This window comes from Leifsonia tongyongensis (assembly GCF_010686705.1).
Classification (GTDB): domain Bacteria; phylum Actinomycetota; class Actinomycetes; order Actinomycetales; family Microbacteriaceae; genus Diaminobutyricibacter; species Diaminobutyricibacter tongyongensis.
This window is the reverse complement of sequence record NZ_JAAGWY010000001.1, coordinates 1,157,267-1,172,274: the sequence shown is the minus strand read 5'-3', so window position 1 is coordinate 1,172,274 and position 15,008 is coordinate 1,157,267. Positions and strand designations below refer to the sequence as shown.

Below are 15,008 nucleotides of genomic sequence, written 5' to 3'. Positions count from 1 at the left end.
GGTGTTTCCTTCCTCCCGGCGTTACGCCCCCGATCCTCTCAGGGCCGGGAATCACCGGCAATCAGCTGCTCTTGCGCAGCGCCGAAACCTGCAGCCGCGCGGCGACTAGAGTCACAGCGACGATGACCACAGCGAACGCGCTGAGACCGACCTGAGGGCTCACGAACGAGGTAGCAATCGCCAGCAGTACCGGCGGCAGGCCCTGTCCCAGGTAGGTGATCGTGAAGAAGATGGCGATCACGCCCGCCGTCGAGGCCGGATCGGCGGTCGTCACCGCGACGGCCAGAGCAGACTTGAACAGCAGGCCCAGCCCCGCGCCGGCGATACCCGCGCCGATCAGGAAGAGGGTCAGCGACGGGTTGAACAGTCCGACGATGATGACCAGGAACCCGACCGCTGCGGCGCCGGTGCCCAGGCCCAGCATCCAACGAGGCGAGAGCCCTCCAAGGGCGATCTGCGAAACGGCGGATACCCCGAGCGCCACGAATGCCGCGAATCCCCAGACGACCGGTGCTGCGACATGCAGCTCGTTCTGCACGATCAACGAGCCGAGGGACAGAAGCACTCCGAACCCACCGAACGAGCAGAACGCCACCGCGGACGCTCCGATGAAGGCCAGGCGCTGACCATCCCGGAGTCGGAATCGCCGCGTCTCCTCCTTGCGGAGCGCCCGCCGGTCAACGGTCTCCGGGCTCAGCAGGACCGCTACTGTTCCGACGCTCATCGCCACGATGAAGATGACATACGACGTCGTCAACGGGGCGGTGAACCACTGTGCGATCACTCCCGAGACGAGCGGGCCGAGCGACAGGCCGCCGAGGACCGCGATGGATGCGACGGTAGCGGGGAAACGAGACAGCGCGTTGGATGGTCGTGCGGCCCGGTAAAGATCCGACAGGTAGGTCGTGGCGGTGGATGCGACCAGCCCCACCGCGAGCCCCGTGAGGAAGCGCCCGACCAGGAGTCCCGGATACGCGGGCCACACCATCATCACGACTGCGGCGACGAGGCCGACGACCAGGGCCGGCACGATGATGCGACGTCGACCGAAGCGATCCGACAGGTGCCCGAAGAAGACGAGCCCGGCGACCGTGCCGACGACCGTGATTCCGAATGCCACGGTCACCAGGGTCGAGTTCAGTCCGTCCTGCTGTGCGTAGAGCGGCCAGAGCGGAGTAGGAAGCGTAGCGAACGCCTGCAGGATGACGACTGCACCAGTCACCAGCCAGAACCCGGTGAGGTGCCGTGCTTGCGACCGGGCGTGTGGCAGCCCTGCGTCGTCCGCGGTTGCGATAGCCATGGTGAGTTCTCCAATCAGAAGGCAATCTGCCTCCGAGAGAGTAAGGATGAGGCCGGCTGATTTCATCCCTCGTGGAGTACGCCCAACGAATTACAATCTGTAGAACAGATGGAAGGCGACCGATGGAATTGAGACAACTCCGCCACTTTCTGGCACTAGCAGAAGAACAGAATTTCACCCGTGCGGCCCAGCGTGAACACATCGTTCAGTCGGGGCTCTCCAACTCGATCCACGCGCTGGAACGCGAACTGGAGACCCCTCTCTACGTGCGCGGCAGTCGACCGATTCGCCTGACCACAGCGGGATTCGCACTCGAAGGTCCGGCCCGTCGCACGATCAGCAGTGCCGGGTATGCCCGACAAGCCGTACTCGATACGCGCGAGGCGATCACCGGCACCCTGCGCATCGGTGCAATGCAGTCGGCAGAGCACGTCGTGCCGTTGACCGAGTACGTCGCCCGGTTCGCCCGCGACTACCCGGGGATCACCGTCGAGATCCTGCAACTAGCTGCATTGGATATGTTGGCAATGGTCGAAACGGGCGAACTGGACTGCGCGATCGTTCCGGCGCCGCCGAGCGCGGGACACCGACTGCGCCTCGTGAAGCTGGGGCGCGAGCCCATGAAACTCGCGGTCGCGACAACGCATCCGTTGGCCGGCGAGAAGAGCGTGCGCTTGTCGCAGCTCGAACACGAGAGGTTCGTCGAAGTCCCCCCGACCTGGACGTCGCGCCTTCTCAACGACGCAGCGTTCGCCGGACGCGGCATCGGGCGAAGCGTCGTCTGCGAAACCAACTCCTGGGACCTCGTACTGCAACTCGTCGGCGCCGGCGTCGGAATCGGGATCGTCCCCGGCGGTCTCAGCCACCCCGCCATCGCCGAACCCACGCCGTCCGTTCTCCTCATACCGATCGCCGACGTTCAACTCGAGCGCCACCTCCATTTGGCGATTCCGTCGGTCGGCGAGCTCGAGCCAGCGGTGACGCGGTTCATCGACGAGGTCTGGCACATCCGCAACGACCCTCCGGCCGTTCCAAGATCGGCGAATGCGCTCTGAGCCACTCTGGCGCGCATCCCGGCTTCTACTGGTACGCCCTATCCTCACGCGTCCTCGGGTGCCAGCGCGGTGATCGCTTCAACCTCGCCGGGGTCGAGCTGAATGCCCGCGGCGGCGAGATTCTCTTTCAGATGCTCGATGCTTGTGGTTCCGGGGATCGGCAGGGCATTCTTCGTGCGGTGGAGCTGCCACGCAAGCGCGATCTGCTGAGGTGTTGCGTGATACCTCGCCGCGATCGGGTCGATGACCGCGTGGAACGAATTCCCGTCTTTCCCACCCGGGACGGCGCCAGGATGCCAGGGCGAGAACACGATGCCCTGTTCCTCGGCGACCGCGCGCACGGCTGCGCCGACCCGGACCGCGACGTTGTAGTGCACGGTGACCGCGGCGATGTCCGTGATGGCCAGTGCGGCTCGGAGCTGGTCAGCGCTGACATTGGATAGCCCGATGTGCCGGATCAAGCCATCCTGCTTCATCCCCGCCAACGTCTCGACCGCTTGCTCGAACGGCGCGTCGGTGAACGTCGGTGTGTGCAGGTAGTAGAGATCGATCCGGTCGAGGGCGAGGCGACGGATGCTCATGTAGGCGGCTTGGCGCAGGTACAACTTGCTGCCGCTCGCGCCCATGTCGCTGTACTCGGGCCCACCACGGATGAAGCCACCCTTCGTTGCGATCACCAGTTCGTCCGGATAGGGGTGCAACGCTTCTCGGATCAGCTCTTCGTTGGAATGCGGCCCGTAGACGTCGGCGGTGTCGATGAAGGTCACGCCTTCGGCGACGACCTCGCGTAGCAGTGCGACACCCTTGTCATGGTCGGGGTAATCGCCCCAGACCTTCGCGCCGGTGAGCTGCATGGCCCCGAAACCGACGTCGCCGACGGTCAGGTCGCCGCCGATCGTCACGGTCCGGCGCCTCGCGTTGGACTTTTCTGTCATGGGTTGCATTCCTTCCGGTGTCTGCGGATGACGTAGTCGGCTTACTTTAAAAGTAGGCCGCGATCACGCCGGGCGACGAGGCGCTCCTGACGGCCTTCCGCGCAGCGGACGAGCCCGGAGCCGTCGCGCGCGCAAGCCGGCTCGCCGAAGATCCCGCTGCGAGCATGCTGGACGGCGGCAGCGACGCGTCCCTCCGGGGTGATTCCGTCTGGTGACGGTGCGGACGATCACTCGGCCAGGAAGTCGACCGTCTCTGCCGCTGCTTCGCTCGCATACTGGAAGATCGAGCCGTGCGAGGCATCCGGGAAGATCGTGATCCTCGAGTTCGGGATGTGCTGGGCGAGGATGCGGCTGGCCTCGGTGGGAATCATGATGTCGTTGTCGCCTTGAAGGATCAGCGTCGGCGGCACGATGGCGGCCAGCCGCTCGGACACGCGTCCGTCGGGTTCACCCCAGGCCACGATCGCCCGGTACTGGGCGTCCTTCGCCTCGAGCGACACCCCCGAGTCACGTCCTTCCTGGCGCTCGAAGATCCGGCCCAGCGATGCTGCGCCCGCACCCTGGCTGGACGGCGTGTGAGCGTAGAACACGTACAGCACGTCCTCGCCACCCGGCTGTTCCCGCACCACTAGGCGCTCTACAACGTCAGGTGCCCATGCACCCATGCCGGGCGCCCCCTGCGGACCGGTTCCAGCCAGGACCAGGCGGCGCACGATGGCGTGCCCGCCCAGGGCGATGGCCTGCGCGACGAAGCCGCCAAGCGAGAAGCCGAACAGGTCCACCCGATCGAGGCCCAGCGCGGCAATGAATGCAGCGGCGTCCCGGGCCATCTCCTCGACAGTGTTCGGGACCTTTCCCGAGGTCGATCCGATGCCGACGTTGTCGAAGAGGATCACGTCACGGTGCATTGCAATCGGATTGATGAGCGCCGGATCCCAATTGTCGATATCACCACGGAAATGTTGCAGGAAGACCAGGGGTACCCCCTCGCCGACCTGGCCGAATCGCCGATAGGCGTAGCTCACGCCGTTCGGGCCCTGCACATGCCTGAGTTCCGTCTCGACCAGCTCGAGTGTGTTCGTCATTTCGTTCTATCCCTTCCTGATCCGATCTCGGTTCAATATGACCGGTCGTCTTGAATTCTAGACGCAGCTATCCCGCCAAGACAAGGCCTGGGCGCGACTAGGTCAGAACCCTGTTGAACGTGACCGACAGGAAGTCGGCGATGGGGCCGTCAGCCCTCAACGTCTTGGCCTGGGCGATGGCCCCCTCGAAGCTGGCGACAATATACCTGGCCAGAGTGTCGGCATCAGTGGCGTTCCGGATCTCCCCCGCAGCCTGGGCGCGACCGATCGCGCTCGCGACCGCCTCCGTCCAGCGCGCAAAGCCCAGCGCAACCGCTTCCCGGAGACCTTCATTGAGTGCGACGGTGTCTGTACTGAAATTGCCCAGCAGGCATCCGAATTCGATGCCGGCGGCCTCACGGGCCGTGATGTTCGCCATCAGATGCTCGCGGAGCTGCTGGATGGCGGAGCCCGCGGGGTCGGCGAGTTCGTCGAGCCCAAGATCGTCGACGTAGCGCCGCAAGACCTCGATCGCCAATTCTTCCTTGCTTACGAAATGGTTGTAGAACGACCCCTTCGGCACGCCCGCTGCCTGAACGATGTCATTGACGCTCGCAGCGTTGAAACCGCGTTCGAGGAATACCGGCGCGGACCGGGTTACCAGTTGCTCCTTCAGGCTTGCACGTGCCATCCATCCATCTTATATGACCAGTCATCTTGGAAGGCGAGAGTGTCAAATTCCACTCTCACGTGTTCTGACCTCCCCGCAACTTCTGCTGATAGTCGATCTCGAACGGTTCTCGCCGATTCATTCCTGCTTTCAGGTAGATCTCGTCGATGACCCGCATCATCGCCAGGGAATCATTGAGCCCGGACTTCAGAGGCTTGCCGAGTCGTATTGCGTCCCGGAACGCCGCGAGTTGCAGATCGTAGGTGGATGCTTTCGAAACGCGCCTCTTCATCCTTCCCGCACTGGAACGGATCCGAATCGTGCTCCCGAACTGCGGGTGGTACGGGCTACTCACGCTCAGCTGCCCCTCGGTGCCCGTGATCGTGAGTCGGGGCAGTTTGAAGAGAGGTGACCAGATGCTCGCGTGGATGATTGCGCGCGGGCCGTTGGGAAACTGAAGCGTCGCCACCATTGCCCGATCGATACCTTCGGACTTCAGCGCATTCGCGCTGAGCACGTGGGGTGTCGATCCGAACACGCTCTGCATCATTCGAATCGGGTAGCACCCGACATCCATCAGGGCTCCGCCACCGAGCGACTCGTTCCAGCGGGTGCTCTTTCCCGGTGGGATGGGGACGGAGAACACCCCGGACGCGCCGATGGGAGTACCGATGGTCCCCGAGGCGAGTATCCCGCGCAGATCATCGACGAGCGGATGAAACGCAGAATGAAACGCTTCCATTACGACCAACCCCGATTGTGTCGCCTTGGAAACCACGCGCGCGGCCTCGTCCCCATTGGCAGTGAAGGGCTTCTCGATCAACACATGTTTGCCTGCGTCCAGCGCCGCCGCCGTCCACTCTCCATGGAGCGACGGCGGAAGCGGAATGTAGACGGCGTCGATCTCTGAGTCTGCGAGCAGCTCAGAGTAGCTGCCATATGCCTTGGGAATCCCATGGCGATTCGTGACCTTCCGTGCGCGCGGGAGTTCGCGAGCAGCGAGTGCCACCACGTCCACCCCCGATGTGGCGCTTGCGGGCTTGATCATGGCCAGGTTGACGATTTGCGCTGCTCCCAGCACGCCGATACGAACAGAATTCATCGCAGACACCTATCTGACGGAGCGAATGGGAATGATCGCGACCGCACCAACTATCGTGATCGCTGCCGCGATCGGAAAGAGCGCGGCATAACCGCCGAAAAGGACGACGATGAGCCCGGCGACAGCAACGCCGAAGGTCTGGGGCAGGGTCGCGGTGATGTTGATGATGCCGAGATCCCTCCCGGCGTTCTCCTTCGATGGCAGGACCTGAGTGACGAGTGCGTAGTCGACGGCTTGGTAGGCGCCGAAGCCGAATCCACTCAGAAATGCGAAGGTGAGCATCCCGGCGACTGAGGGCCAGACGAAGGGGATCAGAATCGACACCGCGAGAACCGCTGAGGCGATGAAAATGAAGATCTTCCGTCTCCCGATTCTGTCGGACAGTGGGCCGGCGATGATCGTGGACGAGATGATGCCGACCAGCACGCACACTCCGACGATCGGTACCACGCTCACGGCTCCCGCGCCCAGCCCGATGTAGTCCTGCAGGATGTAGAGGCCGAAGGAGCCGACCAGGTAGTAGCCGGTGATGATCAGCAACCGGCCAGTGAATGCCCAGAAGAAGTCGGGGTATTTGATGGGATTTACCCAGAACGTGCGGAGCAGATCGGTGACGGCGAAGGGTTCCCGGGGCACACCGACGTTCGACTGCCCGGCATTGACAATCAGGAACACCCCGATCGCGACGCCGAAGGTCACAGCCACTGCGATGTAGCCCAACGGGATGGATCCGGAGAAGGCGGCACCCACAGCCTGACCAACGACGGACCCGATGAGCGTACCCAGACCGTTGATCGACGAGAACACCCCACGTCGCCCGGAAGGGACGCGATCCGGGATATGGGCGATGAGCGGAGAGGCGACGAAACTGGTGCCGACCTGCACGACCACGAAGGCGATGATCAGTTCGATAGTGCTGGTCGCGAAGCCCATGTAGACGGTCGCGGCGACAGCCACACCGAGGCCACCGATCATCCACGGGGCTCGGCCACCGATTCGCGTGCGCGTGCGATCGGACAGGGTTCCCGCGATCGGCGACGCGACCATGGCGCCGATTGCTCCAAGACCGATGGCCAGTGACAGCGAGCCGACCTTGTTGTCCGGATTGAGCGTCTGCAACTGCACCGCGAGGAAGATCGAGCCGATCGCTCCCCACAGTGTCGCCATTCCCAGGTTGGCAACGAACATCGTCCAGAGCAGGGCGCGCTGCTTGGGCAGGGCGCTCAGCTCGTGGTCGAACGCAACCGGGTTGGAAGGCGAGTCGGCAGCTTCAAGCGAAATCGGTGGAATTGTCATGTCTTTCTACTTCCTTGTAGAGGCGGTGAGGCGGAACTGGTTGGGGACGGATCGCTCAGTCGATCGAGGCAAGGAGGTTGTCCATCTCCTGCTCGGAGAAGTGGCCTTCGGTGGCCGTCACGAGGCGGCCCAGTGGCATCCCTTTGATCACTTCATCGACGATCTTCTGGGTCAGGACATCTGCCTGGGAGACGCCCGCGAAGAGTGGGATGCTGTCGGTCGCTTGCTGTATGACCTCTCGGGCGCCCTCGAGGCCCAGGAACTGACGAAGCGGCGACTTCGGTGTGAGCACTTCGGCGGTTTGGACGCCTCCCCGAACGGTCAGCGTTGCGGAGGAGCGGATGTCGCGCGACGAGGCTCCCGCCCGAATGTCGAACGCGCCGTTCTCGGTCGTCCACCTGGACCTCGCCTCGTCCCAGAACGAGAAGGCATCGGCCGGCAGGGTGAACCGCACCAGCTTGGACTCTCCGGGTTCGAGTGCGACCTTCTCGAACGCCTTGAGTTCGTTCTCGGGGCGCGGCGCGCTCGAATCGACGTCGTGAACGTATATCTGGACGACGGTCTTCCCTGCACGTTTTCCGACATTCGTGACGAGCACGCTCCCCGTCACGCTGTCGCCAGCCATCACATCCGTGGTTTCGAGATACAACTTTCCGAATTCGAACTCGGTGTAGCTGAGCCCGTACCCGAAGGGATACAGCACGTCGAGCTCGCGTTTGTCGTAGTAGCGGACCCGACCCAGATGCTCTCGTGGTAGACGACCCTGTTCTGCGATCCCGGATAGTTCAGATACGCGGGGGTGTCCTGCAGTCGAAGCGGCACTGTTTCCGCGAGGTGACCGGACGGGTTCACCTTTCCGAACAGGACGTCCGCGGTGGCGCCCCCGACGCCCTCTCCGCCGAGGCCGACGTCGATGATCGCCCGGACCTTGTCGTTCCACCCGGACATGTCGACGACGGACCCCTTGTGCAGAATGACGACGACGTTGTCATTCGCAGCGGCCAGTTCATGGATGAGGCGGGTGTGGGACTCGGGAAGGTCGAGGTCTTTGCGGTCGTACGCTTCGGCTTCGATGAGCTCGCTGAGTCCGACGAAGAGCAGGACGACGTCTGCCCTTTCGGCTGCGTTCCTTGCATTCGCGAGCAGGCTATCGTTCGTCACGTCGGAGTCGTACCCAGGTGCATAGACGACTGAGGCACCTCCAACCTGGTCCGTGATCTCGTCGAGGGCGGATGTCAGCGCGCCGGTGACGACTCCTGAACTCCCGCCGCCTTGAATACGTGGATGGGCGGCGAAGGCCCCGACGACGGCCAAGGTCACATTCGGCGAGCCTGTATCGAGCGGCAGTAGATTCCCCTCGTTGCGCAACAGGATGATGCACTCGCCGGCGATCTGGCGGGCGAGTTGCCGAAGTTGACCGTTGTCCTGGGTCGGATCGACCGGTTTGTTCTGGGCAAGCCGAAGGGCGGCATCCACAATGCGGGTGAACGACTCATCGATCAGCGACTCGTCGATCTCGCCGCTCTCCAGGGCGGCCCTTACTGCGCTGAAGCCGACACCGTTCGATCCGGGCATCTCGAGGTCGAGACCGGCACGAAGGGAAGCCAATCGGTCATCGACCGAGCCCCAGTCCGACATCACGATTCCCTCGAACCCCCATTCGGCTCGAAGCACGTTCGTGAGCAGGAAGTGGTTTGCGACGGCGGGAGTGCCGTTGACCGAGTTGTAGGCGGACATGACTGCTGTCGGCCTGCCCTTTCGGATCGCGATCTCGAAACCCTTGAGGTAGATCTCCCGGAGCGCCCGGTCGTCGACGACTGCATTCACCACCATCCGGTCGAACTCCTGGTTGTTGGCGGCGAAGTGCTTGACCGTCGCACCGACCCCGCCTGACTCGATGCCAGAGATCAGCGCCGCTCCGAGTTCCCCACTCAGAACGGGATCCTCCGAAAGGTATTCGAAGTTGCGGCCGCAGAGGGGCGTGCGTTTGATGTTGATACCCGGGCCGAGCAGGACGTTCACACCGAGCCGGCGAGCCTCCTGCGCGATGCCGGCGCCCTGTCTTCGAGCCAGCTCACGGTCCCAGCTGGATGCAAGCGTCGATGAGGTAGGAAAGGCGATCGACGCTGGAACCCCGTCCCGGCCGAGGACGTCGGCCACCGCCGCACTCCCGACGCCGTGAGGACCGTCCGAGAGCACGAGGTGCGGCACTCCCGGCGCCTTCGCGGTCTGCCAGAAGCTCTCCCCGCTCAGCAAAGAGATCTTCTCGTCGGTCGACGGAGGAGTACCGACGTTTTCGCCAGAGGTCATCTTCTGTTCCATATCTTCTGAAAGGTTTCGCATCTAGGCCCGAGCGGGTTCGGTCACGATCGGTTGGAGCTGCTTGACCCACGCGGCGTATCCATTGCCGTTCAGATGGAGCTTGTCTTCGGTGAATTCGGGGCGGAGTGCGCCTTCGGGGGTGGCGAGCGCCGGCCAGAGGTCGAGGTAGCGTACGTGCGCGGGAGCCGCCTCCACGAGCTCCCGATAGAGCTGGTTGAGCGCGAGGATTTCGTCCCGGAAGGCGAGTGCCCGCGGCATGACGCTCTGCAGCACAACGGGAGTACCGGGCGCCAGCTGTTCGATCGTCGTGACGATGGTCGCGACGTTGTGCACGATCTCGTCCCGTGGGATGCCGAACGCCAGGTCGTTCGTACCGATAAGAAGGAAAACCGCGCGTGGCCGGTCGATGGCCGAGTTCAGGCGAGTGAGAACCTGACCGCTGATCTCGCCCCCGATTCCTCGATTCGACATCGGTGAGTCCGCAAACCATTCCTCCCAGATACCGAACTCCGTGATGCTGTCTCCGAGCATCACGATGTGCGCTCGCTGCGGGCCGAGCGCCTTGAACTGTGCTCTCCGCGCATCCTGTGCCGTGCGAAGCAAGCGGCTGATGACGGTCCGCGAGAGTATTCGGCCGACACGACGTCCGAAAGCGCTCCTTGTGGTGCGCGTGCTCATGGGGTTTGTACTCCTTCATCGGCGTGGGCGGAGCGGATCGTAAGCGTGGCCTTGACCGCGTCGGGATCCCCCGCGAACTGGGTTGCGGAGATCTCGTAGTCGCCTGCGAGCACTCGCCATTCGTGGGATTCGCCGTCTCGTCGGCTGATTGGTGCCAGCGAACAGGCGACGTCCACTGTGGTGGTCCGACCGGCAACCGTGCGCACTTTGGCGAACCCGATGAGTTGCTTCGCGTACTCGTCCGGTGTGCGATGAACGTGTGTCGCGTAGACCTGAACGACTGAACTCGAGTTCGAATCCCCCGTGTTGGTTATCGTGACGGTCGCCACGATCGCGCCGTGAAGGTGGCGCACCGCAATGCTGTCGAGGGAGTGGCTGCTATACCCCAGGCCGAACCCGAACGGGTAGGCGGGCTGATGGTGGTCGCGGTCGAGCATCCGGTACCCCCACCACCGGTCGTAGGTCGCGCTGTTCGCGTCCGGGTCCCAGTGGGGCAGGTGTTCCGTCGAGGCGGGGATGGCGAAGGGCAGTCGGCCTTCCGGCTCGGCGTCGCCGAAGAGCACGTCTGCGATGGCGTTCCCGCCCTCCATTCCGGGGTACCAGGCGTAGAGGATTGCGGACACCTCACCGCGAATCTCTTCGAGGGTGATGGCGCTGCCCGCGATGATCACGACCACCGTGCGGGGGTTCACGGCAGCCACGGACCTGACGAGCTCGATGTCGTTCGGCTTGAGGCCGAGGTCGTGCCGGTCGCCTCCCATTGCGGTTCCGGTTCGCGCGGTGAGCGTGCCCAGCAGCGTGAATACCTTGCCTGTCAGCCCGGGGATCAGTCTGGCCGCGGCTTTGTCGGTGGCCAGCATCGATTCGCCTTCGTCCTTTGCCCCCATACCGACGACGACCACGGCAGCATCGCTTTCGCGGGCAACGCGAAGCATGTCTTCGCGACGCTTGGACTCGTACCGGACCTCGACGCCGGCGCGATTTCGCAAGCCTTCGAGGATGGAGACGGCGTACGGCGCCCGCACCTTCGAGCTGCCCGCATCGCCCAGGTTCGGCTCCGACGCGAGCTGACCGAGGACCGCGATCGACTTCACCGATCGGTCGAATGGGAGGGCGTTTCCGGAGTTCGCGCCGTAAGGAATGTTGCGCAGCAGGACGGCGCTCTGCGCCGCGGCGCGGCGCGCAAGCGCGGCATGGTTCGCCGATGCGACCACCGACATCGGCGGTGCAGCCTCCGCGTGGGCGGATGCCCACACGAGTTGGGCTCGGAGCAGTCGTTCTCCTGCCCGCCGGAGGTCGGAGCGACGAAGCCTTCCATCGGCGAGCGCGGACGGCAGCGCTTTGGCTCGTTGCTGCCGAAACGGCATCTCGAGGTCAAGGCCGGCGCCAACCGAACCGATCGGGTCGCGGTGCCCCCAGATGAAGTCGGACATGACGAACCCGTCGAATTTCCATTCGTCGCGCAGGATGTCCGTGAGGAGTACGGAGCTGTCGCCGGCCCACTGACCGTTAACCGAGTTGTATGCGCTCATGACGCATTCCGCGCCTTCTTCCACGACGCGCTTGAAGTGTTGCAGGTACACCTCGTGCAGATCCCGGTCGGTCGCCGTTACGTCGACCCGGAACCGCGCATTCTCCATGGAGTTGAGCGCGAAGTGCTTGACGCATGCCATGAGCTCTGTGCGGACGCCCCGTGTGAGGGCGGCACCCATCTCGCCCAGCACGATGGGGTCTTCGCCGTAGGACTCTTGCGCCCGCCCCCAGCCGGGGTGGCGCAGCAGATTGACGCAGACACCGCCGAAGAGGTTTGCTCCCTGGGCCCGGCCTTCCATTCCGATCGCTTGCCCGATCTCCTCTTCGAGATCGCAGTCGAACGTCGCGGCGCGTGCGATCGCGACTGGGAATGCGGTCGAGTCGCCCATGACGATTCCACGCGGGCCGTCTGTGAACCGGATCCCTGGGATCCCGAGACGCTCGACCGCGCCAGCGATATAGGGCGTGTGGTTGTAACCGCCCTTCGCCATGCTCCTCAGGCCCTGCGCGAAGGTCAAGTCACCGTCGAGCAGTCCCAGTCTTTCGTCGTCAGTGAGCTGGTCGAACAGGCGGCTCGCTTCAGTGGGCGCTGAGCCTCCCCCACGAATGCGACCAACGGATGCAGCGAACTCGCGTGCGCTGAGCGCGGCCGGGGTTGCAGGGGATGACATGTGACTCCTGTGTCGACGTCCGTAGGAAAGTCGCTAACTTACCAATTGGTAGTTAGCGACTTTACGACGACATGGAGGCAAACGCAAGTTGGCGCCGATCACGCATTGGTCAACGCGACACCCGCGAAGCAAACGGGTGCCACGGCGTCGCGCGCGGGCTCGCGACGCCCCGGAAATTGGACCTCGAACGCTTGCGAAACGGCGCGTGCCGCCCCGTTACGAGTACTCGGCCAGGATCCGGTCGACGTACTGGAGCGCTCGGGCCTCGAGATCTATCGAGGGGTCACGTAGCCAGTTCAGCTGGAGGCCATCGATGAACGAAAGGAGCTCGATCGCGAATCCCTCAGGATCGGGATGCCAGGACACGGCCCCCTGGCGCAGGAGTTCGCGAGTCCAGTTCAGGCGCCGGATGAAGTACGCGTGGGCCGGATGCTCGGGGTCCAGCGCCTCGGCGCTCAGCACGGCATAGAGCTGAACGATTCCAGGGCGCGCAATGCTGCGCCTGGCGGATTCCCTGATCTCCTCGCGGAATCCCGCCCTGGTAAGCGACCTCGGCGCACGCCGGGTCGACTCCGCAAGATCGACTTCGTCGCGATACTCGAGCACCGCGACGAGGAGTTCGGCTTTGGAACGGAAATGATGCAGCAGTCCCTGCTTCGTAATCCCGCAGGCCTCGGCGATATTGTCGAGCGATACTCCGCGGTAGCCGCGCTCAGCGATGAGCTGCGTGCTCACCTCGATGATCTCCCGGCGTCTCTCACTCGCCTCGAGCCGCCGAGGGCGCGGTCGCGCTGTCTGAGCCTGCATCGATCCAGCGTAACGGGGAATCGGCATCAGCCGACCCGGATCCTGGGAGCGGTTCTTACGAGGCCGCCCGTGAGGACAGTGCTGCATCGATGAGCGTTGAGGCAGCCGCGCGGGCATGCGCGGCCGCATTAGGGCTCCCGCTGATCGCCGCCGTGGTCTGTGCCCCTTCGGCGAGGATGGCGAGCTGGTCGGCGAGGGCTGGCGGGGCACCGAGCTCATCGACGAGAGCGGAAACGTATCGCTGGAACCGTTCCTTCTGACCGCGCGCGATCTCGACCACGGCCGGCGAGACCGCGCTCATTTCGCCGAAGGCGTTGATGAAGCCGCATCCGCGGAAGTCTTCGGCTCGGAACCACTCGTCGAGGAAGTCGTAGATCGCCAACAGCTTGTCGCGCGGAGTCGTCGCGGCGGCCGCGGCGGTCGCTATCCCCGCATCCCAGATCCCCGACCGGTAATGCAAGACCTCCGCCAGTAGCGCATCCTTCGAGGCGAACTCGGCGTAGAGGCGCTTCAGAGGAACGCTGGCAGCCGTGCGAATGGCGTCCATGCCGACCGCGTGAATGCCGCGTTCGTAGAAGAGCTGGTCGGCCACCCGGACGATGTGCTCGTGCTCGATCGTGTCGTTGGTCATTTGTCGTTTGTCCCCTTGCGTTGAGAACCATCGTTCTCTAGTGTAGTCATCACGAGCCGAGAACGACCGTTCTCATCCAATAGCAAGAAGGGCATCATGGGTTACATCACTGTCGGTCAAGAAAACACCACACCGATCGAGCTGCACTACGAAGATCAGGGATCCGGTCAGCCGGTCGTCCTGATCCACGGCTATCCGTTGGACGGTTCATCCTGGGAACGCCAGGCTCGCGAGATCCGCGCAGCGGGCTACCGCGTCATCACATACGACCGTCGCGGCTTCGGACGTTCGTCCAAGGTCGACACCGGGTACGACTACGACACCTTCGCCAGCGACCTGAATGCGCTGCTGACCACCCTTGACCTGAACGACGTGATCCTCGTCGGCTTCTCGATGGGCACCGGCGAACTCGCTCGCTACACGAAGCTCTTCGGATCCGAGCGGATCGCGAAGTACGCCTTCCTCGCCTCACTCGAACCGGGCATGCTCAGCCACGGTGTGCCGCAGTCGGTCTTCGACGGCATCGAAGCCTCAGCGAAAGCCGACCGCTTCGCGTGGTTCACCGAGTTCTACACGAACTTTTACAACCTCGACGACACCCTCGGCTCCCGCATCTCCGAGCAGGCTGTCACAGCCAGTTGGAACACCGCATCCAACAGCGCCCCCGTCGCGGCATACGCCGTCGTCTCAAGCTGGATCGAGGACTTCACCGCCGATGTCGACGCGGTTCGCGCCACCGGCAAGCCTGCGCTGATCGCTCACGGCACCGCCGACAACATCCTCCCGATCGACGCCACGGGCCGGCCGTTCTACCAGGCCTTCCCGGAAGCCGAATACCACGAGATCGAGGGCGCCCCGCACGGAATGCTCTGGACCCACGCCGACGAGGTCAATGCCGTCCTTCTCCCCTTCATCACCCGCTAGGCGCGGGTCCGCGACGCCTT

The 15,008-nt window shown here is 63.9% G+C and carries 14 protein-coding genes; 2 read left to right on the top strand and 12 right to left on the bottom strand.

Going from position 1 to position 15,008, the window contains the following annotated elements:
• Nucleotides 1-61 precede the first annotated feature (61 nt).
• Entirely contained in the window at nucleotides 62-1,300 is a 1,239-nt protein-coding gene (locus G3T36_RS05660) for an MFS transporter (protein WP_163288579.1), read from the bottom strand.
• Between the two features lie 122 nt (nucleotides 1,301-1,422).
• On the opposite strand from G3T36_RS05660, the gene G3T36_RS05655 reads away from it, so the two are divergent.
• Nucleotides 1,423-2,355 (top strand): LysR family transcriptional regulator, encoded by a 933-nt coding sequence (locus G3T36_RS05655; RefSeq protein WP_163288578.1) that lies wholly within the window; start codon nucleotides 1,423-1,425, stop codon nucleotides 2,353-2,355.
• Nucleotides 2,356-2,399: 44 nt separating this feature from the next.
• Here G3T36_RS05655 and G3T36_RS05650 read toward each other — a convergent pair whose 3' ends face one another.
• The 11 genes from G3T36_RS05650 to G3T36_RS05600 all read right to left on the bottom strand — a co-directional run bounded on the left by G3T36_RS05650 (nucleotide 2,400) and on the right by G3T36_RS05600 (nucleotide 14,064).
• Nucleotides 2,400-3,290: an aldo/keto reductase gene (locus tag G3T36_RS05650; protein WP_205245016.1), complete on the bottom strand. Its 891-nt coding sequence runs from the start codon at nucleotides 3,288-3,290 to the stop codon at nucleotides 2,400-2,402.
• A 227-nt stretch (nucleotides 3,291-3,517) separates the two neighbouring features.
• The gene (locus tag G3T36_RS05645) at nucleotides 3,518-4,375 is read right to left on the bottom strand and encodes an alpha/beta fold hydrolase (protein WP_163288576.1); all 858 of its coding nucleotides are present in this window, start codon (nucleotides 4,373-4,375) and stop codon (nucleotides 3,518-3,520) included.
• A 97-nt stretch (nucleotides 4,376-4,472) separates the two neighbouring features.
• Complete coding sequence (locus G3T36_RS05640; protein ID WP_163288575.1) at nucleotides 4,473-5,045, bottom strand: TetR family transcriptional regulator C-terminal domain-containing protein; 573 nt, start codon at nucleotides 5,043-5,045, stop codon at nucleotides 4,473-4,475.
• A gap of 55 nt (nucleotides 5,046-5,100) precedes the next feature.
• Nucleotides 5,101-6,126, bottom strand: a complete 1,026-nt coding sequence (locus tag G3T36_RS05635; RefSeq protein WP_163288574.1) for a Gfo/Idh/MocA family protein — start codon at nucleotides 6,124-6,126, stop codon at nucleotides 5,101-5,103.
• A 9-nt stretch (nucleotides 6,127-6,135) separates the two neighbouring features.
• Nucleotides 6,136-7,422 (bottom strand): MFS transporter, encoded by a 1,287-nt coding sequence (locus G3T36_RS05630; RefSeq protein ID WP_163288573.1) that lies wholly within the window; start codon nucleotides 7,420-7,422, stop codon nucleotides 6,136-6,138.
• A 55-nt stretch (nucleotides 7,423-7,477) separates the two neighbouring features.
• Nucleotides 7,478-8,071, bottom strand: a complete 594-nt coding sequence (locus G3T36_RS05625) for a fibronectin type III-like domain-contianing protein (protein ID WP_205245015.1) — start codon at nucleotides 8,069-8,071, stop codon at nucleotides 7,478-7,480.
• Nucleotides 8,047-9,732 carry a glycoside hydrolase family 3 protein gene (locus G3T36_RS05620; RefSeq protein ID WP_163288571.1) on the bottom strand — a complete coding sequence of 562 codons (1,686 nt, stop codon included), beginning with the start codon at nucleotides 9,730-9,732 and terminating at the stop codon, nucleotides 8,047-8,049. The genes G3T36_RS05625 and G3T36_RS05620 overlap by 25 nt, the downstream gene beginning before the upstream one ends.
• 33 nt (nucleotides 9,733-9,765) lie before the next feature.
• The gene (locus G3T36_RS05615; RefSeq protein WP_163288570.1) at nucleotides 9,766-10,422 is read right to left on the bottom strand and encodes a GDSL-type esterase/lipase family protein; all 657 of its coding nucleotides are present in this window, start codon (nucleotides 10,420-10,422) and stop codon (nucleotides 9,766-9,768) included.
• Nucleotides 10,419-12,626, bottom strand: coding sequence for a beta-glucosidase family protein (locus G3T36_RS05610; RefSeq protein WP_163288569.1), 2,208 nt, complete (start codon nucleotides 12,624-12,626; stop codon nucleotides 10,419-10,421). Before G3T36_RS05610 ends, G3T36_RS05615 begins: the two co-directional genes overlap by 4 nt.
• 216 nt (nucleotides 12,627-12,842) lie before the next feature.
• On the bottom strand, nucleotides 12,843-13,433 hold the full coding sequence (locus tag G3T36_RS05605) for a TetR/AcrR family transcriptional regulator (RefSeq protein ID WP_163288568.1): 591 nt from the start codon (nucleotides 13,431-13,433) through the stop codon (nucleotides 12,843-12,845).
• A 55-nt stretch (nucleotides 13,434-13,488) separates the two neighbouring features.
• Nucleotides 13,489-14,064, bottom strand: a complete 576-nt coding sequence (locus G3T36_RS05600; RefSeq protein ID WP_163288567.1) for a TetR/AcrR family transcriptional regulator — start codon at nucleotides 14,062-14,064, stop codon at nucleotides 13,489-13,491.
• A 96-nt stretch (nucleotides 14,065-14,160) separates the two neighbouring features.
• On the opposite strand from G3T36_RS05600, the gene G3T36_RS05595 reads away from it, so the two are divergent.
• Entirely contained in the window at nucleotides 14,161-14,988 is an 828-nt protein-coding gene (locus G3T36_RS05595) for an alpha/beta fold hydrolase (protein WP_163288566.1), read from the top strand.
• Nucleotides 14,989-15,008 lie beyond the last annotated feature (20 nt).